An 18077-nucleotide genomic window follows, 5' to 3' on the forward strand; every position below is an offset into this window, starting at 1 on the left:
TACCGGCTATCGTCATGTCATGAGCGATTACCTTCTGGTTCTGATCAGTGCCGCGCTGGTCAATCACCTGTGCCTGTCACCACCGCCGGGCCCAAGGCTGCAACTGCATGTGCACGGCCTTGCCTGCGCGCTATGCATCGCACTGGGAGTGGTCGGCGCAAGGCTCGCGATGCCCCTGCTGGCCGAAGACCTTGAGCTGTTCCTGCTGTTGCCCTGGCTGGCACTGCTCGCCTGGGGTGTGCCGTGGCTGCTGGCACGCTGGCAACCCGCCTGGCCAGTGGCGCAACTGCCCGCGCTGCTACTGAGCAACGCGGCGGTGCTCGGGTTGGCCCTGCAACAGGCAAGCGACGAAGACACCGGGTTCGCCACCTTGCTGCAAGGGCTGCTGGCCGGCGCCGGCTTCTGGCTGGCGCTGGTCTTGTTCGCCGACCTGCGCCAGCGCTGCAGCCACGCCGACATCCCTGGCGTTCTGCGCGGCCTGCCGATCGAATTGCTCGGTGCCGGGGTGATGGCCATGGCATTTTCCGGCTTCAACGGGTTGTTCAGCCAATGAGCGCCAAGCCCGACCCGCGACTGCGCACCAGCATGGGCCTGGTGCTGCTGGCCTGCATACCCGGCTTGCTGGTGTTGTTCTGGCTGCACGGCTGGGGGCTGCTGCTGAACCTGTTGCTGTGCAGCAGTGCCGCCCTGCTGTGCGAAGCACTCTTGCTGCTGTTGCGCGGGCAACCGCCGAGCACCGCGTTGAATGACGGCAGCGCGCTGGTGACCGGTGTACTACTGGCCGCCGCCCTGCCCACCCTGGCGCCGTGGTGGCTAGCGGTGACCGCCGCCAGCATTGCCATCGGTATCGGCAAGCAGGCCTTCGGCGGGGTCGGGCGCAACCTGTTCAACCCGGCCATGGTCGGTTATGCCTTCGTGCTGCTGAGCTTCCCCTTGCAGATGAACCATTGGCCCGGGCCAACACCCGGTCTGCTTGACACCCTGCAACAAGTCTTCGCCGGCGGCGACCAGATCGATGCCTGGGCCAAGCCGACACTGCTCGATGGCCTGCGCCACAATCGCAGCCTGACCATCGATGAGCTGTTCGCCAGCCACCCCGGCTTTGGCAGCATCGGTGGGCGTGGCAGCGAATGGGTGAACCTAGCGTTCCTGTTCGGCGGCCTGTTCCTGCTACAACGCAAGGTAATCAGCTGGCATGCGCCGGCTGGCCTGCTGGCAGGCCTGCTGCTGTTCAGCCTGCTGGGCTGGAACGGATCGGGCTCGGACTCCAACGGCTCGCCCTTGCTGCACCTGTTTTCCGGCTCGACCATGATGGCCGCCTTCTTCATTGCCACCGAACCGGTGTCCGGCCCCCGGCATGAGTGGGCCAGGCTGCTGTTCGGCGTGGGTGCGGGCTTGCTGATCTACCTGATCCGCACCTGGGGCAGCTATCCGGATGGCACGGCGTTCGCCATCCTGCTGATGAACCTTCTGGCGCCGAGCCTGGAGCGCCTGGCGGTGCAGCGCCAGCAGGTTGCCCGATGAATCGCCTGGTTCGCGATACAGCGCTGTTGCTGGTGGTTGCAGCACTGGCCGTGTCGACTACGCTGGCCTGGCGGCACTGGACCCGCCCGGCCGTCGCCGACGCCGCGAAACAGCTGCAAAGCCGTCAGCGGCTGGCGGTGCTGCCTGCCGGCAGCTACGACAACCAGCCACTGGAGCATCCGCTGCCCAGGCCCGCCGCACAGCGGCCGAACAGTCGTATCGTGGCCGCTTACCAGGCGACGCGGGCGGGAAAACCGGCCGCGATCATTCTGGTCACCCAGGCCCAAGGCTATGCCGGCCCGATCGTGCTGAGCGTGGCCATTGCCACAGACGGTCGGCTGATCGGCAGTCAGGTCATCGAACAACAGGAAAGCCCTGGGCTGGGGGCACGCCTGGGTGATCCACAGGTGAACTGGTTGGGACAATTTGCCGATCGACAGCTCGGCGACCACTGGGCGCTGAAACGTGACCAGGGCGACTTCGACCAACTGGCCGGCGCCACCGTGACCTCGCGAGCGGTGATCAGCGCACTGCAAGAAGCGCTCGAGTATTTCGACGAGCAGCGCAACGTGCTGCTGGAGGGCCCCCTGCATGAATAGGTTCCATCTGCTTGGCGCAAGCCTGGTGCCGCTGCTGGGTGCTACCCGAACACTCAGCGAAGGCGCTGCCATCGGCGTATGCGCGGTGCTGATGGGCGGCCTGCACCAATTGTTGCTGGTGCCACTGCGCCCCAGGCTCGCCAGCTGGGCGTTGACGCTGGCCAGCCTGCTGCTGCTGGCAGCGCTGGCCAGTTGCATGCAACTGGCGCTGCGTGCCTGGCTGCTGCCCATGGCACTCGCCCTTGGCCACTATCCCGCGCTGCTATGCCTGCAATGCCTGGCCACTGACCACCTGCTACCCATCGAAGGGCGTTGGCGCCTGCTTGTCGGCTACCTGGCCGCACTGCTTGCCAGCTGCCTGTTGCTCGGCGCCAGCCGGCAATGGCTGGCCGAGATCGCCGGCCTGCACCTGGCCAGCCTGGCCCCCGGCGCGCTGATACTGCTCGGACTGCTGTGGGCCTTGTACAATCGCCTGCGTACGGGCCCTGCCCACCCACGTCGTCAAGGAACGCCCTGATTTCATGAATGCCGCCAAACGCCTGGAGATCTTTCGCAGGCTGCACGAAGACAACCCCGAGCCGAAGACCGAACTGGCCTACACCACCCCGTTCGAACTGCTGGTCGCCGTGACCCTGTCCGCGCAAGCCACCGACGTGGGCGTCAACAAGGCCACCGCCCGCCTGTTCCCGGTCGCCAATACCCCCGAAGCCATCCATGCACTGGGCGTCGAAGGCCTGAGCGAGTACATCAAGACCATCGGCCTGTATAACAGCAAGGCGAAAAACGTCATCGAGGCCTGCCGATTGTTGATCGAGCGCCATGGCGGCCAGGTGCCGCAGACCCGCGAGGCGCTGGAGGCACTGCCCGGCGTGGGCCGCAAGACCGCCAACGTGGTGCTGAACACCGCCTTCCGGCAACCGACCATGGCAGTCGACACCCATATCTTCCGGGTCAGCAACCGCACCGGCATCGCGCCGGGCAAGACCGTGCTGGAAGTGGAAAAAAAACTGATCAAGTTCGTCCCCAAGGACTACCTGCTCGACGCCCACCATTGGCTGATCCTGCATGGGCGCTATGTGTGCCAGGCCCGTAAGCCACGCTGCGGTAGCTGCCGGATCGAAGACCTGTGCGAGTACAAGCACAAGACTTCAAACGATTGAGTCAATAGGCAAAAACCACCTGCAGCGATTGAAAAAATCTTTTTTACCAGCGCCTGCTTTCTGGTTATAAGGACGGCCAATGGCCCCTTGGCTTGGAGCGACTCATGAGTAGCGATAAAGACGACCTGTCGATCGAAGATGATTTTGTTGCCGCAGAGGATGAAGCGGAGCCCCCGGTGGAAATCGCAAAGACCAACCTCAGCAAACGCCGCACCATTGACAACATGCTGGAAGAAAGGCGCCTGCAGAAACAGCTGGCCGATTTCGACTACGACCTGTAGGCGCAAGGCCTGCAGCGCTGGCAAAGCCTCCGGGCTGGAGGCTTTACGGCCTGGCGCTCAGTTCAGCCCCTGACGTTGCGCCAGCTCGATCAGGTCGACCAGTGACCGCGCATTGAGCTTGAGCAACAAGCGTGACTTGTAGGTGCTGACCGTCTTGTTGCTGAGGAACATGCTGTCGGCAATCTCCTTGTTCGAACGCCCTCTCGCCAGCTGCTGCAACACGGTCATCTCGCGTGCCGAGAGGCGGTTGACCATGTCCGTCTCGCTTCCTCCTCCCTTGCCACGTGACGCATGCAGGGCCTGGTTGGGGAAGTAGCTGTAGCCCGACAACACGGCCTTGATGGCGCTCAGCAGTTCGGTAAGCTCCTGCTGCTTGCACACATACCCTGCCGCCCCTGCCTGCATGCAACGCATCGAGAAATTGCCAGGCGCCTGCGACGTCAATACCAATACTTTGCTGCCGGGGCTGAAGGTGGTCATGCGGGCGATGACCTCCAGGCCGTCCAGCTTCGGGATGCCGATATCCAGCACCACGATATCCGGCAGGTGCTGGCGTGTCAGCTGCAGCGCAGCCACGCCATTGTCGGTCTCCGCCACGACGTCATAACCATGCCGCTCCATCAGCATGCGCACGGCCAGGCGTATGACCGGATGATCATCCACGATGAGCACTTTATTCATGCGATATCCATTCATTGTTCTGCTTTGGCACGCCACGATAACCGACAGAACGCGGGATGGCGCGACGATTTGCCGAAGAAATAGATGAACAGATGAAACCTACAAGACTTACAGAAATTTCCTACACATAACTACTACGCCTGTAACAACAAACTTCCTGAATAAGGAAGTAAAACTATTACCCGTCTTTCAACGCCCCCATTCAAGGCCACTTTTCCTGTTGAGAAGTTTCAACCCGGGCCATTGAAAAATCCTCGCCACCGCGCCGGACAGCGAGGATTCGTCGCCGGGGAAACAGTCCAGTCTTCAGTTGAGCGGCACAGTAAGGCAACAATGGGTGAAAACGCCGGAGACAGCCCTCATGCCCGAAAGACAACCTGTCGCCCCGCTGACGATCATTGCCATCTTCGCGGGCATCATCGAATCCTCCGCACTTGCTACCTTGCCGTTTCTCAGCGAAGCCAGCCAGAATCTCTATACCTGGTTCCTGGTGGGGTTTCCGTTCTTTCTGACAGCATTGTTTTTTCTGACACTCAACTTCAACTACAAGTCGTTCTACAACCCGTCATCGGATAACACGGCAAGCGACCCTCTCCCGCCCCCAGGCACCAGGAGCACGCCAAGCGCGCCCCGCAAGCTCAGCGAGGCCGTACATGGCGAACCTGTCACGATCATGTTTTCCGGGCCCGATGCTTGTCAGTTGATGGAACAGCAACTCCTGCTGGCAATGGCCCAACCGCTGCAAACGCCCAGAACATGGCGGTTTTGCAACCTGGATAAACGCCAATGTGCACAATTGTCGGTCAGCCCGCTGGAGGAAGATGCCGCATCCCGAGGCGGATGAGCGCTGCAGGTTTGCAGCAGGCAAAAAAAACCCCGGCCGGGCCGGGGTTTCCATGGCATGCGCCAGCAATCAGAGCAGCGAACGGCCCTTGTTGGCGGCAATGCGCATACGCAGTGCGTTGAGCTTGATGAAGCCGGCAGCGTCCGCCTGGTTGTAGGCGCCGCCATCTTCCTCGAAGGTGGCGATGTTGGCGTCGAACAGCGAATCGTCCGACTTGCGGCCGACCACGGTGACATTGCCCTTGTACAGCTTCAGGCGCACCACGCCGTTCACGTTGACCTGCGAAGCGTCGATCATCTGTTGCAGCATCAGACGCTCCGGGCTCCACCAGTAGCCGGTGTAGATCAGGCTGGCGTACTTCGGCATCAGCTCATCCTTGAGGTGAGCGACTTCGCGGTCCAGTGTGATCGACTCGATGGCACGGTGAGCCTTGAGCATGATGGTGCCGCCAGGGGTTTCGTAGCAACCACGCGACTTCATGCCGACGTAACGGTTCTCGACGATATCGAGACGGCCGATGCCATTGGCACCACCGATACGGTTCAGGTCGGCCAGCACGGTGGCCGGGGTCTTCTCGACGCCGTCGATGGCAACGATGTCACCGTTGCGGTAGGTCAGCTCGATGTAGGTAGCCTGGTCCGGGGCGTTCTCGGGCGAGACGCTCCAGCGCCACATGTCTTCTTCGTGCTCGGTCCAGGTATCTTCCAGGACACCGCCTTCGTAGGAGATGTGCAGCAGGTTGGCGTCCATCGAGTATGGCGACTTCTTCTTGCCGTGACGCTCGATCGGAATACCATGCTTCTCGGCATAGTCCATCAGCTTTTCGCGGGACAGCAGGTCCCACTCACGCCATGGAGCGATGACCTTGACGCCTGGTTTCAGGGCATAGGCACCCAGTTCGAAACGCACCTGGTCGTTACCCTTGCCGGTGGCGCCGTGGGAAATGGCGTCAGCGCCGGTTTCGTTGGCGATTTCGATCAGGCGCTTGGCGATCAGCGGACGGGCGATGGAGGTACCCAGCAGGTACTCGCCTTCGTAGACGGTGTTGGCGCGGAACATCGGGAACACGAAATCACGCACGAACTCTTCGCGCAGGTCGTCGATGTAGATCTCTTTAACGCCCATTGCCTGGGCCTTGGCGCGGGCCGGCTCGACCTCTTCGCCCTGCCCCAGGTCAGCGGTGAAGGTCACCACTTCGCAGTTGTAGGTATCCTGCAGCCACTTGAGAATCACCGAAGTATCAAGGCCGCCGGAATACGCCAGTACGACCTTTTTTACGTCCGCCATGCCATCACTCCACGGGGTTGTACGGAAAGGCGTCGATTCTAACGGCGTTGCAAATAAATTTACAGTGGGGCGACAGCTTCTGACGACAAAGCGACAGGAACTGTCGGAAGGGCGACGGAATATGCGACAGGAAATGTCAGGGTGCCTTGGTACCGGCCGCCGCCGCGGCCGGGCTGGCTGGTGCCGTGCCCGGAGTCACGGATGGCGGTGCCGGTTCAGCCGGCTTTTCCACCGGTTTCTCGACCGCCTTCTCAACCACCGCCACCCGGTCCAGCTCGATATTCACCCGCCGATTGCGCGCCCGGTTTGCTGCGCTGTTGTTCTTCGCCAGCGGGTAGCGCTCGCCATGGAAACGCACCTCGATCTGCTCTTCCGGCACGCCATGAGCCTTCAGGTAGTCAGCCACGGCCAGTGCGCGACGGCGCGACATATCGCGGTTGGTCAGGCGGTTGCCGCTGTTGTCCGAGTGGCCGTTGAGTTCGACATGGTTCACTGTCGGGTCGGCCTTCATGTAGTCGAGGATGACATCCAGCCGCGCCTTGGCCGACTGATCCAGTTCGAAACCGCCGCCAGGGAAGCCTACCTGGGTCTGGCGCACCTGGTCATAGTTCATCGGCAGCAGCTTGCCGGCACAGGCCTGGTAGTCGCTGTAGGCCTTGGCAAAGCTGACCGGCAGCACACGCACTTCCATCGGCCTTCCCGCCTCGCCGGCATAATTGCGCACCACGGTGCTGCGGCCGTCGAGCAGGCCATTGATCAGCCGGCTGGCCTGGCCCTGCGACGAGCTGAACAACACGCCAGTGCGGGCCATGCGTACGCTGCCCAGGTTGATGTCGCTGCGCCCGGGTTGCCACGGCGCAGCGGCGGCCAGCAAGGTCGCGGTGCCGGCACCCAGCGCGTTGCTGTCCGAACGCAGCTGGAACACCGGCTGTTCGCCCGCACGGCGCACGAACTCACCACTGCCAAAGCCGTCGATCGGCTGCACCAGCCGGCATTCGAACTGGTCACCCTCGACCTTCCAGGCAATGTTCTCCATGCGCGTCTGGAAGGTCAGGGCGCCGGCCGGCAGACTGGCGAACAGGGTCAATAGGGCTAGGTAACGCTGGCGCACGGGCGGCTCCACAAATTCTGACGGCTTACCTGCAGGCTATCGGACGCCAGGCGGAAAACTTGATAGCCGTGCTCGCCCCAGGGTTTTCCGGTAGCATTGGGGCTTGAGTTCGACCCGCCTGGAATCCCCAATGTCCGATCGCCTGACCCTCCTGCGTCCCGACGACTGGCACATCCATCTGCGCGATGGTGCCGTCCTGCCCCACACCGTTGGCGACGTGGCGCGTACCTTCGCCCGTGCCATCATCATGCCCAACCTGGTTCCACCGGTTCGCAATGCCGCCGAGGCCGGCGCCTACCGTGAGCGCATCCTCGCCGCCCGGCCGGCCGGCAGCCGCTTCGAGCCGCTGATGGTGCTGTACCTCACCGACCGCACCAGCCCCGAGGACATCCGCGCGGCCAAGGCCAGCGGCTTCGTGCATGCCGCCAAGCTGTACCCGGCCGGAGCCACCACCAACTCCGACTCGGGCGTGACCAGCATCGACAATATCTTCCCGGCCATCGAGGCGCTGGCAGAAGTCGGCATGCCACTGTTGGTGCACGGCGAAGTGACGCGCAGCGAGATCGACGTGTTCGACCGCGAGAAGCGTTTCATCGATGAGCACCTGCGCCGTGTGGTCGAGCGCTTCCCGACGCTGAAAGTGGTGTTCGAGCACATCACCACCAGCGATGCCGCCCAGTTCGTCAGCGAGGCCCCGGCCAACGTCGGCGCGACCATTACCGCCCAGCATTTGCTGTACAACCGCAACCACATGCTGGTGGGCGGCATTCGCCCGCACTTCTACTGCCTGCCGATCCTCAAGCGCAACACCCACCAGGTGGCACTGCTGGACGCCGCTACCAGCGGCAACCCGAAGTTCTTCCTGGGCACCGACTCGGCCCCGCACGCCCGCCACGCCAAGGAAGCTGCCTGCGGCTGCGCCGGGTGCTACACCGCCTACGCAGCCATCGAGATGTACGCCGAAGCGTTCGAGCAGCGTAACGCGCTGGACAAGCTGGAAGGCTTCGCCAGCCTGCACGGCCCGGCCTTCTATGGCCTGCCGGCGAACACCGACACCATTACCCTGGTTCGCGAAGAATGGACCGCCCCGGACAGCCTGCCGTTTGGCGAGCAGACCGTAGTCCCGCTGCGCGCCGGCGAAAAACTGCGCTGGCGCCTGCTGGAGGAAAACGCGTGAGCGAAGACCTCTACGAAGACGACCTCGACACCCAGGGCAGCAGCGGTTCGCGTCACCCGATGGCCGAACGCTTCCGTGGCTACCTGCCAGTCGTGGTGGACGTTGAAACCGGTGGCTTCAACAGCGCCACCGACGCCCTGCTGGAAATTGCCGCAGTCACCATCGGCATGGACGAAAAGGGTTTCCTGTTCCCCGAGCACACCTACTTCCACCGGGTTGAGCCCTTCGAAGGCGCCAACATCGAGCCGGCCGCACTGGAGTTTACCGGCATCAAGCTGGATCACCCGCTGCGCATGGCGGTGAGTGAGGAAAGCGCGCTGACCGACATCTTCCGTGGCGTACGCAAGGCGCTCAAGGCCAATGGTTGCAAGCGGGCGATTCTGGTAGGCCACAACAGCAGCTTCGACCTTGGCTTCCTCAATGCAGCGGTGATGCGCAACGACCTCAAGCGCAACCCGTTCCACCCGTTCTCCAGCTTCGACACCGCTACCCTGGCGGGCCTGGCCTATGGCCAGACCGTACTGGCGCGGGCCTGCCAGAGCGCCGACATCGACTTTGACGGGCGGGAAGCGCACTCGGCCCGTTACGACACCGAGAAGACTGCCGAGCTGTTCTGCGGCATCGTCAACCGTTGGAAAGAGATGGGCGGCTGGCGCGATTTCAACGACTGATCTGAAATCCGGGGCCGCTTTGCGGCCCATCGCGACACAAGGCCGCCCCTACAGGAGTTTGAGCTGCGCTCCAGATGCTGGATACCTGCCCACCACCTTGGGCGCAGCTCGGTTCGCATAAAACCTGCAGGAGCGGCCTTGTGTCGCGATAGGCGCGTAAAGCGCTCGCAGAAGCCAGACACAAAAAAACCGGCCGAAAGGGCCGGTTTTTTCATGCGCGCGGCAATTACAGCTTGCCAGCGTTTTCGCTCAGGTAGGCAGCAACGCCTTCTGGCGAAGCGTTCATGCCTTTGTCGCCTTTCTTCCAGTTGGCAGGGCAGACTTCGCCGTGCTCTTCGTGGAACTGCAGGGCGTCGACCAGGCGCAGCAGCTCGTCCATGTTACGGCCCAGTGGCAGGTCGTTGACGATCTGCGAACGAACCACACCGTTGGTGTCGATCAGGAAGGCACCACGGAAAGCCACGCCGCCTTCGGACTCGACGTCGTAGGCCTTGCAGATTTCGTGGGTCATGTCGGCAGCCAGGGTGTACTTGACCTGGCCGATACCGCCGTTGTTGACCGGGGTGTTACGCCAGGCGTTGTGGGTGAAGTGCGAGTCGATCGACACACCGATCACTTCAACGTTGCGGGCCTGGAAGTCAGGGATGCGGTTGTCCAGGGCGATCAGCTCGGACGGGCAGACGAAGGTGAAGTCCAGCGGGTAGAAGAACACCAGGCCGTACTTGCCCTTGATGGCCGAAGCCAGGTTGAAGCTGTCGACGATCTCGCCATTGCCCAGCACGGCTGGAACGGTGAAATCGGGGGCTTTCTTACCAACGAGTACGCTCATTGTAATCTCCTGATGAGGGTGAAGAACCGTTTGCCGGGCCAGACAGGCTGCCCGACATCCAACAAAGGCCAACCATCATACACGGCTTCTGGTGACAGGCCGACTCCAACGACGAAGCAACCGCCGGTCGCTCAAGCACGGCCCTTCCAGAAAGTCCTTTGACAAGCATTCTCATTAACATTAAGCTCCACCCCATCGAGCCTAGCAACGATGGTCAGCCTCTATGTATGTGTGTCTTTGTGTCGGCGTTACCGACGGACAGATCCGCGATGCGATCTATGAAGGATGCTGCAGTTACAAGGAAGTGCGCGCCGCGACCAACGTCGCCAGCCAGTGTGGCAAATGCGCCTGCGTGGCCAAGCAGGTGGTCCGCGAGACCCTGACCGAGCTTCAGGTCAGCCAGGCAGCCCTGCCCTACCCGGTAGAATTTACCGCCGCCTGAAAGCCAGAATTCCAAGAACCGGACCTTGCGTCCGGTTTTTTTATGCCCAGAATTCAATAAGTTAGCGTTCCAACGCGGTTCACAAACATTCTTATTCCTATTAATTTTCATTTATTATTCAATAACTTAGGTTTGACACACCTAGGTATCGGGCTCAAACTTCGGGGTATTGGCACACTTCTACAGGGCAGGAACCCGACATGAAAGGCGACGTAAGCGTCATCCAGCATCTCAACAAGATCCTCGGAAACGAGCTGGTCGCAATCAACCAGTACTTCCTGCACGCGCGCATGTACGAAGATTGGGGCCTGAACAAGCTCGGCAAGCACGAGTACAAGGAATCCATCGATGAGATGAAGCACGCTGACAAACTGATCAAGCGTATTCTGTTCCTCGAAGGCATCCCCAACGTCCAGGACCTGGGCAAGCTGCTGATCGGCGAGCACACCAAAGAAATGCTCGAATGCGACCTGAAGATCGAACAGAAAGGCCTGGTCGACCTCAAGGCAGCCATCGCCCACTGCGAGACCGCTGGCGACTTCGGCTCGCGCGACATCCTCGAAGACATCCTCGAAGCCGAGGAAGAACACATCGACTGGCTGGAAACCCAGCTGGGGCTCATCGACAAGGTCGGTATCGAAAACTACCTGCAGTCGCAGATGGGCGAAGAGTAAATATCCGGCGCATGAAAAAACCCGCACTCAGCGGGTTTTTTCATGCTTGCCGAAAAATCAGGCTTCGGAAGCCTTGGCCTTGGCAGCCGCTTCCTTGATCAGGGTCTGCAGCTCACCCTTCTCGAACATTTCCAGCATGATGTCGCTACCGCCAACCAGCTCACCGGCTACCCACAGCTGCGGGAAAGTCGGCCAGTTGGCATATTTTGGCAGGTTGGCGCGAATTTCCGGGTTCTGCAGGATGTCGACGTAGGCGAACTTCTCGCCACAACCCATCACGGCCTGCGATGCACGCGCAGAGAAGCCACACTGCGGGGCATTCGGCGAGCCTTTCATGTAAAGCAGAATGGTGTTGTTGGCAATCTGCTCTTTGATCGTTTCGATGATATCCATGTAGCACCTCGGCTGAACTTTCCGACGCGATCGTCGGCACGGTGAGGCATTGTAACGGAAAGCCGAGCAGCATGCTCGGCCTTACCGTTCCCTACACGGCCTCGATCTGCACGGGTACGCCATTGAGCACTGCATTGCCGGAAACAGGGTCACGCAGGCGCTCGTCGGTGAGGTCGTTGGCACTTACGCCTGGTTGCGCCCGGGCTACCTGCAGGCGTACCCCATGCCGCGCATGGCCAAAACCATGGGGCAGGCTGACTACACCCGGCATGATGTCGTCACATGCCTGCACTTCGACCTCCAGCGTGCCGGTGCGCGAACGTATGCGCACGCGCTGGCCGTCCTGCAGTTGCCGCTGCTGCAGGTCTTGTGGATGCATCAGCAACTGATGGCGCGGCTTGCCCTTTACCAGGCGGTGGAAGTTGTGCATCCACGAGTTGTTGCTGCGCACGTGGCGGCGGCCGATGAGCAACAGTTCGCCCGCTGCTGGTGCAGGCTGTTGCGCCAGCCGACGCAGGTCATCCAGCAGCACCGGCGGCGCGGCCTCGACCGCCTTGCTGGCGGTCGCCAGGCGCGCGGCGAGGTTGGCACGCAACGGCCCGAGGTCAAGGCCATGCGGGTGCTGCTCAAGTGTTGCCAGCGAAAGCTGCCAGGGCGTCGCTTCGCCATAAGGCCCCTTGCGCAACGCCAGGTCAATCATCTGTGCCGGCGCCAGGGTCGGTTTCAATTCAAGCGCGGCGCGCCTGGCAAACGCCTGGGCCAGGCCGACGAAGATCTCCCAGTCGTGCAGCGCCCCCTCCGGTTTGGCCAGGATCGCCCGGTTGAAACGGGTCACGTTGCGCACTGCCAGCAGATTGAACGTGGTGTCGTAATGGTCGTTTTCCAGCGCCGAGGTGGAGGGCAGGATCAGGTCGGCATGGCGGGTTGTCTCATTGATGTACAAGTCGATGCAGAGCATGAATTCCAGCCCTTCAAGCGCGGCGTCCAGCTGGCGGCCGTTAGGCGTGGACAGCACCGGGTTGCCGGCTACCGTCACCAGTGCCCGTACCTGCCCGTCGCCGGGGGTCAGTATCTCTTCGGCCAGGGCCGCCACGGGCAGCTCGCCACCATATTCGGGCAAGCCCGACACGCGGCTTTGCCAGGCATTGAAATGGCCTCCGGAGGTGGTCGCCACCAGGTCGACGGCAGGTACGGTGCACAACGCGCCGCCTTCCCGGTCGAGGTTGCCAGTCACCAGGTTGATCAGTTGCACCAGCCAATGGCAGAGGGTGCCGAACGCCTGGGTCGAGACGCCCATACGGCCGTAGCACACGGCTTTGTCGGCCGCCGCGAAATCCCGCGCCAGCTGGCGAATGTCTGCTGCAGCAATGCCACAGTGGGCACTCATCGCCTCGGCATTGAACGGCGCGATCGCTTCGCGCACCTGCTGCAGGCCTGCAACCGGCAAATGCGAGCCGCGCCCCAAGCCTTCTTCGAACAGGGTGTTGAGCAAGCCGCACAATAGCGCCGCATCTGTGCCAGGGCGGATGAACAAGTGGCTGTCGGCGATTGCCGCTGTTTCGCTGCGGCGCGGGTCCACCACCACCAGGCGCCCGCCCCGGGCTCGCAGCGCCTTCAGGCGCTTTTCCACGTCCGGCACCGTCATGATGCTGCCATTCGAGGCCAGCGGGTTGCCGCCGAGGATCAGCATGAAGCCGGTGTGGTCGATGTCCGGGATCGGCAACAGCAGGCCATGGCCATACAGCAGATGGCTGACCAGGTGTTGCGGCAACTGGTCAACCGAGGTGGCAGAAAAGCGGTTGCGGGTTTTCAGCAAGCCGAGGAAGTAGTTGCTGTGGGTCATCAAACCGTAGTTGTGCACGCTGGGGTTGCCCTGGTAGACCGCAACGGCATTGCGCCCATGGGCCTGCTGGATCGCCCACAGCCGGTCGGCGGCCAGGGCGAAGGCTTCGTCCCAACCAATGGCCTGCCAACGCTCACCTACCCGCTTGTGCGGCTGGCGCAGGCGGTCGGGGTCGTTCTGGATATCCTGCAGGGCAACTGCCTTGGGGCAGACATGGCCGCGGCTGAACGGATCCTGCGGGTCGCCCTTGATCGAATGGATCAGCGCCCGTCCGCCTTGTTCATGGCTGACTTCGATGTTCAGCCCGCAGATCGCCTCGCACAGGTGACAGGCACGGTGGTGCAGGGTCTTGGTCATGGCCGCCTCTGCCTCGTGGTAATGGACCAACGCGACTATGCGCCTGGGCGCAGCCCCTCGACCAGCGCACTTCGCGGCATGAATCCACCGACATCAGGCACACGATTTGCGACAGCCATTTGCCAACTTGCCAGCAAGCCGTGTACAACCCTCTGTAGCAAATAAAAAACAGCACTGCCGGTCGCTCGATACACCCCTTGCAACACCCTTTGGCACCGAGCTGCTGTTTCCCCTCTTGGCTTCAGGCGACATTTACTTATAGTATTGCGCCTTTCCCTATTTCGTCCGCCTCCGTGCGGCTTACGCCGCAGGTCACTCCCGTTGTCAAAAAAAACCATACGGTCGACCTGCATACCGTTGCAGATAAGGTAGTCAATCATGAGCGCTAGGCACTTTCTCTCCCTGCTGGACTTCACCACCGACGAATTGCTCGGTGTGATCCGCCGCGGCATCGAGCTGAAGGACCTGCGCAAGCGAGGCGTGCTGTTCGAGCCCCTGAAGAACCGCGTACTGGGCATGATCTTCGAGAAATCCTCGACGCGTACCCGGGTGTCGTTCGAGGCCGGCATGATCCAGCTCGGCGGCCAGGCCATCTTCCTGTCCCCACGTGACACCCAGCTGGGCCGGGGCGAGCCGATCGCCGACAGTGCCATCGTGCTGTCGAGCATGCTCGATGTGGTGATGATCCGTACCCATGCCCACAGCACCCTCACCGAATTCGCCGCCAATTCGCGGGTGCCGGTGATCAACGCGCTGTCCGACGAATCGCACCCGTGCCAACTGCTGGCCGACATGCAGACGTTCCTCGAACAGCGCGGGTCGATCCAGGGCAAGACCGTGGCCTGGATCGGCGACGGCTTCAACATGTGCAACTCGTATATCGAGGCAGCCAGGCAGTTCGACTTCCAGCTGCGTATCGCCTGCCCGCAAGGTTACGAACCGGACCCACGCTTCATGGCCATCGGCGGCGACCGCGTGCAGATCGTCCGCGACCCGAAGGAAGCCGTGCGCGGCGCCCACCTGGTGACCACGGACGTCTGGACTTCGATGGGCCAGGAGGAGGAAACTGCACGGCGCCTGGCGCATTTCGCGCCTTACCAGGTCACCCGCGAACTGCTCGACCTGGCGGCACCAGACGCCCTGTTCATGCACTGCCTGCCAGCCCACCGTGGTGAGGAAATCAGCCATGACCTGCTCGACGACCCACGTTCGGTCGCCTGGGACCAGGCTGAAAACCGCCTGCATGCACAGAAGGCCCTTCTCGAATTCCTTGTCGAACCGGCTTACCACCACGCATGAGTCAACCCTTACTGCTCAACCTGCGCAACCTCGCCTGCGGCTATGGCGACCAGCGCATCGTCCAGAACCTCAACCTGCACCTCAACGCAGGCGACATCGGTTGCCTGCTGGGTTCCTCCGGTTGTGGCAAGACCACCACCCTGCGCGCGATCGCCGGTTTCGAGCCGGTGCACGAAGGCGAGATCCAGCTGGCCGGCGAGGTCATTTCCCGGGCCGGGTTCACCCTGGCCCCGGAAAAACGCCGCATCGGCATGGTGTTCCAGGACTACGCGCTGTTCCCGCACCTGACCGTGGCGCAGAACATTGCCTTCGGCATCGCCAAGCACCCGCGCCAGGCCGAAGTCATCGAAGAGATGCTCGAACTGGTCAAGCTGGGCGGCCTGGGCGGGCGCTATCCGCATGAACTGTCCGGTGGGCAACAGCAACGGGTCGCACTGGCCCGTGCGTTGGCGCCCGAGCCACAGTTGCTACTGCTCGACGAGCCGTTCTCCAACCTCGATGTGGAATTGCGCCGGCGCCTGAGCCATGAAGTTCGCGACATCCTCAAGAGCCGTGGCACCAGCGCCATCCTGGTTACCCATGACCAGGAGGAAGCCTTTGCCGTCAGCGACCAGGTCGGCGTGTTCAAGGAAGGCCGCCTGGAGCAATGGGATACCCCCTACAACCTTTACCACGAGCCGCAGACGCCGTTCGTCGCCAGTTTCATCGGCCAGGGGTATTTCATCCGTGGGCAGATGAGCAGCCACGAGGCGGTCAACACCGAACTGGGTGAACTGCGCGGCAACCGAGCCTACATCATGGCCCCAGGCAGCTCGGTGGATGTTCTGCTGCGCCCCGACGATATCGTGCATGCACCGGGCAGCCCGCTGCAGGCCAATATCGTCGGCAAGAGTTTCCTCGGGGCATCGACGCTCTACCGCCTGCAACTGCCCACCGGCAGCCAACTGGAAGCGATATTCCCCAGCCACAGTGACCACCAGGTCGGTGACGATGTGGGGATTGCGGTGAAAGCCGACCACCTGGTGCTGTTCCCGGTGCCGGGCAGTGTGGCGGCGCAGTTGCCGCAGCTGGAGAATGGTGTTCGTCGCTACAGTTCGGCGACCTGATACAGCGTTTTGGGCCGCATTGCGGCCCATCGCGACGCAAGGCCGCTGCTACAGGTGATCGTGTCCGCTCAGCTTACGCTGCAGGAGCGGACTTGCGTCGCGATGGGCTGCGCAGCAGCCCCAAGACGCTCAGCCCCGACCAATACCGGCAAACTTGCCCTGGGTATATTCGGCCAATACCGCCGCCGCCAATTCCACCTCCAGCCCACGCCGTCCAGCACTGACATGGATGGTCGCGAACTGCTGCGCCGAGTCGTCGATAAAGGTGCGCAGGCGCTTCTTCTGCCCCAGCGGGCTGATGCCGCCCACCAGGTACCCGGTGGCACGCTGTGCCACCGCCGGGTCGGCCATCTCGCACTTCTTCACCCCGGCGGCATGGGCCAGGGCCTTGAGGTCCAGCGTGCCGACCACGGGCACCACCGCCACCAGCAATTCGCCCTTCTCGCTGCTCGCCAACAAGGTCTTGAACACCTGCTGCGGGTCGAGCCCGAGCTTTTCCGCTGCCTCCAGGCCGTAGGACGCGGACTTGGGGTCATGTTCGTAACTGTGCACACGGTGTTCCGCGCGGTGTTTCTTCAACAGGTCTAGGGCGGGGGTCATGCAGGGGCTCCGGTCGAGACGGCTCTCGGCGGCTACTTTAGGGCAATTCCCGCATCGCAGCCAGCGTAGAGCCAGCGCGCCGCTCTAGCGCGGCAGTCGCACCGCAAGCGAGCGCTCAAATCGTGACTGACCGTTCACTTTCGACCTTTGACATCAGCGTTTCTTGTCTATATTTTTTCGTTTCTGAATAAATGATGCCCTTTTAAGGTGCGTTTCCTACATCAGCCCGGGATCAATGGGGATCGATTCCAGGCTTTGCTGTCGAGCGCCAAGCGCCTCACAACAAAACAAAAACGAGGTCATACATGACGACTGCTCTACGCCAACCCACGCTGTCCAGCCAATGCCTGGCCGAATTCCTCGGCACCGCCCTGCTCATCTTCTTCGGTACCGGCTGCGTCGCCGCGCTCAAGGTCGCGGGTGCCAGCTTCGGCCTGTGGGAAATCAGTATCATCTGGGGCGTAGGCGTCAGCATGGCGATCTACCTCACCGCCGGTATTTCCGGCGCGCACCTGAACCCGGCAGTGAGCATTGCCCTCACCCTGTTCGCCGGTTTCGACAAGCGCAAGCTGCCCTTCTACATGCTGGCCCAGGTGTGCGGCGCATTCTGTGGCGCGGCGCTGGTCTATAGCCTGTACAGCAACCTGTTCTTCGATTTCGAACAGGCCCACGCGATGTTGCGCGGCAGCGAAGCCAGCCTCGAACTGGCCGCAGTGTTCTCCACCTACCCGCACCCGTCGCTGTCCACCGGCCAGGCGTTCCTCGTCGAAGTGATCATCACCGCCATCCTGATGAGCGTGATCATGGCCCTGACCGACGACAACAACGGCCTGCCACGTGGCGCCATGGCCCCGCTGCTGATCGGCCTGCTGATCGCCGTGATCGGCAGTGCCATGGGCCCGCTGACCGGCTTTGCGATGAACCCGGCGCGCGATTTCGGGCCAAAACTCATGACCTTCCTGGCCGGTTGGGGCGAAATCGCCTTCACTGGCGGTCGGGACATGCCTTATTTCCTGGTTCCAGTGTTCGCCCCCGTACTTGGCGCCTGCGCGGGTGCCGCGGCCTACCGTGGCCTGATCGCCCGCAACCTGCCAACGGCAGCCGCCGTGAACCCTGAGACAAACGACAATCGCCAGGGCGATACTCAAGTCAATTGATGGCGGCATCACGCCCCGCCCTGAACCCCTAATTGCGCAAGG

At 62.2% G+C, this 18077-nt stretch carries 21 protein-coding genes; 14 read left to right on the forward strand and 7 right to left on the reverse strand.

Translation table 11 applies throughout. The features are described 5' to 3' along the window. The first annotated feature begins 19 nt into the window (after positions 1-19). From HG549_RS19975 to HG549_RS20000, 6 genes are all read left to right on the forward strand, one after another. Positions 20-553, forward strand: coding sequence for an Rnf-Nqr domain containing protein (locus tag HG549_RS19975; RefSeq protein WP_170031894.1), 534 nt, complete (start codon positions 20-22; stop codon positions 551-553). Further along, a complete protein-coding gene (locus tag HG549_RS19980) occupies positions 550-1524 on the forward strand; it encodes an RnfABCDGE type electron transport complex subunit D (protein WP_170031897.1) in 975 nt (324 codons plus the stop codon). Before HG549_RS19975 ends, HG549_RS19980 begins: the two co-directional genes overlap by 4 nt. Then, positions 1521-2123 carry an RnfABCDGE type electron transport complex subunit G gene (locus tag HG549_RS19985; RefSeq protein WP_170031899.1) on the forward strand — a complete coding sequence of 201 codons (603 nt, stop codon included), beginning with the start codon at positions 1521-1523 and terminating at the stop codon, positions 2121-2123. Before HG549_RS19980 ends, HG549_RS19985 begins: the two co-directional genes overlap by 4 nt. Continuing rightward, entirely contained in the window at positions 2116-2640 is a 525-nt protein-coding gene (locus tag HG549_RS19990) for an NADH:quinone oxidoreductase (RefSeq protein ID WP_170031902.1), read from the forward strand. The genes HG549_RS19985 and HG549_RS19990 overlap by 8 nt, the downstream gene beginning before the upstream one ends. A gap of 4 nt (positions 2641-2644) precedes the next feature. Continuing rightward, the gene (gene nth / locus HG549_RS19995; RefSeq protein WP_170031905.1) at positions 2645-3283 is read left to right on the forward strand and encodes an endonuclease III; all 639 of its coding nucleotides are present in this window, start codon (positions 2645-2647) and stop codon (positions 3281-3283) included. A 104-nt stretch (positions 3284-3387) separates the two neighbouring features. After that, a complete protein-coding gene (locus HG549_RS20000) occupies positions 3388-3564 on the forward strand; it encodes a PA3496 family putative envelope integrity protein (protein WP_170031908.1) in 177 nt (58 codons plus the stop codon). A 57-nt stretch (positions 3565-3621) separates the two neighbouring features. Here the strand turns inward: HG549_RS20000 and HG549_RS20005 are convergent, their stop codons facing one another. Next, on the reverse strand, positions 3622-4245 hold the full coding sequence (locus tag HG549_RS20005) for a response regulator transcription factor (RefSeq protein WP_170031911.1): 624 nt from the start codon (positions 4243-4245) through the stop codon (positions 3622-3624). Between the two features lie 361 nt (positions 4246-4606). Here HG549_RS20005 and HG549_RS20010 point away from each other — a divergent pair, with 361 nt between their 5' ends. After that, on the forward strand, positions 4607-5089 hold the full coding sequence (locus tag HG549_RS20010; protein ID WP_170031914.1) for a hypothetical protein: 483 nt from the start codon (positions 4607-4609) through the stop codon (positions 5087-5089). A gap of 69 nt (positions 5090-5158) precedes the next feature. Here HG549_RS20010 and HG549_RS20015 read toward each other — a convergent pair whose 3' ends face one another. Beyond that, positions 5159-6376, reverse strand: a complete 1218-nt coding sequence (locus HG549_RS20015) for an argininosuccinate synthase (RefSeq protein WP_013973956.1) — start codon at positions 6374-6376, stop codon at positions 5159-5161. A gap of 136 nt (positions 6377-6512) precedes the next feature. After that, positions 6513-7487, reverse strand: a complete 975-nt coding sequence (locus tag HG549_RS20020) for an OmpA family protein (protein WP_170031917.1) — start codon at positions 7485-7487, stop codon at positions 6513-6515. 130 nt (positions 7488-7617) lie between these two features. Between HG549_RS20020 and pyrC the strand changes: the two genes are divergently transcribed. Together pyrC and rnt are read left to right on the forward strand one after the other, a co-directional pair. Next, complete coding sequence (gene pyrC, locus HG549_RS20025) at positions 7618-8664, forward strand: dihydroorotase (protein WP_170031920.1); 1047 nt, start codon at positions 7618-7620, stop codon at positions 8662-8664. Between the two features lie 59 nt (positions 8665-8723). Then, positions 8724-9335, forward strand: a complete 612-nt coding sequence (gene rnt, locus HG549_RS20030; protein WP_225932836.1) for a ribonuclease T — start codon at positions 8724-8726, stop codon at positions 9333-9335. 226 nt (positions 9336-9561) lie between these two features. Here the strand turns inward: rnt and HG549_RS20035 are convergent, their stop codons facing one another. After that, positions 9562-10164, reverse strand: coding sequence for a peroxiredoxin (locus HG549_RS20035; RefSeq protein ID WP_003254945.1), 603 nt, complete (start codon positions 10162-10164; stop codon positions 9562-9564). A 223-nt stretch (positions 10165-10387) separates the two neighbouring features. On the opposite strand from HG549_RS20035, the gene HG549_RS20040 reads away from it, so the two are divergent. Continuing rightward, on the forward strand, positions 10388-10606 hold the full coding sequence (locus HG549_RS20040; RefSeq protein WP_003254947.1) for a bacterioferritin-associated ferredoxin: 219 nt from the start codon (positions 10388-10390) through the stop codon (positions 10604-10606). A gap of 200 nt (positions 10607-10806) precedes the next feature. Then, the gene (gene bfr / locus HG549_RS20045) at positions 10807-11280 is read left to right on the forward strand and encodes a bacterioferritin (protein ID WP_170031926.1); all 474 of its coding nucleotides are present in this window, start codon (positions 10807-10809) and stop codon (positions 11278-11280) included. 57 nt (positions 11281-11337) lie between these two features. Here the strand turns inward: bfr and grxD are convergent, their stop codons facing one another. Both grxD and HG549_RS20055 read right to left on the reverse strand, forming a co-directional pair. After that, complete coding sequence (gene grxD / locus HG549_RS20050; protein WP_003254949.1) at positions 11338-11673, reverse strand: Grx4 family monothiol glutaredoxin; 336 nt, start codon at positions 11671-11673, stop codon at positions 11338-11340. 91 nt (positions 11674-11764) lie between these two features. Then, a complete protein-coding gene (locus tag HG549_RS20055; RefSeq protein ID WP_170031929.1) occupies positions 11765-13873 on the reverse strand; it encodes a molybdopterin-dependent oxidoreductase in 2109 nt (702 codons plus the stop codon). Positions 13874-14251: 378 nt separating this feature from the next. Here HG549_RS20055 and argF point away from each other — a divergent pair, with 378 nt between their 5' ends. Beyond that, complete coding sequence (argF, locus tag HG549_RS20060; protein ID WP_170031932.1) at positions 14252-15172, forward strand: ornithine carbamoyltransferase; 921 nt, start codon at positions 14252-14254, stop codon at positions 15170-15172. Beyond that, a complete protein-coding gene (locus HG549_RS20065) occupies positions 15169-16278 on the forward strand; it encodes an ABC transporter ATP-binding protein (protein ID WP_170031935.1) in 1110 nt (369 codons plus the stop codon). Before argF ends, HG549_RS20065 begins: the two co-directional genes overlap by 4 nt. 129 nt (positions 16279-16407) lie before the next feature. Here HG549_RS20065 and ybaK read toward each other — a convergent pair whose 3' ends face one another. Beyond that, entirely contained in the window at positions 16408-16878 is a 471-nt protein-coding gene (ybaK, locus tag HG549_RS20070; RefSeq protein WP_170031938.1) for a Cys-tRNA(Pro) deacylase, read from the reverse strand. Positions 16879-17183: 305 nt separating this feature from the next. On the opposite strand from ybaK, the gene HG549_RS20075 reads away from it, so the two are divergent. Further along, the gene (locus HG549_RS20075; protein ID WP_170031941.1) at positions 17184-18035 is read left to right on the forward strand and encodes an MIP/aquaporin family protein; all 852 of its coding nucleotides are present in this window, start codon (positions 17184-17186) and stop codon (positions 18033-18035) included. Positions 18036-18077: the final 42 nt, after the last annotated feature.

Source organism: Pseudomonas sp. SK (assembly GCF_012975065.1).
Classification (GTDB): domain Bacteria; phylum Pseudomonadota; class Gammaproteobacteria; order Pseudomonadales; family Pseudomonadaceae; genus Aquipseudomonas; species Aquipseudomonas anuradhapurensis.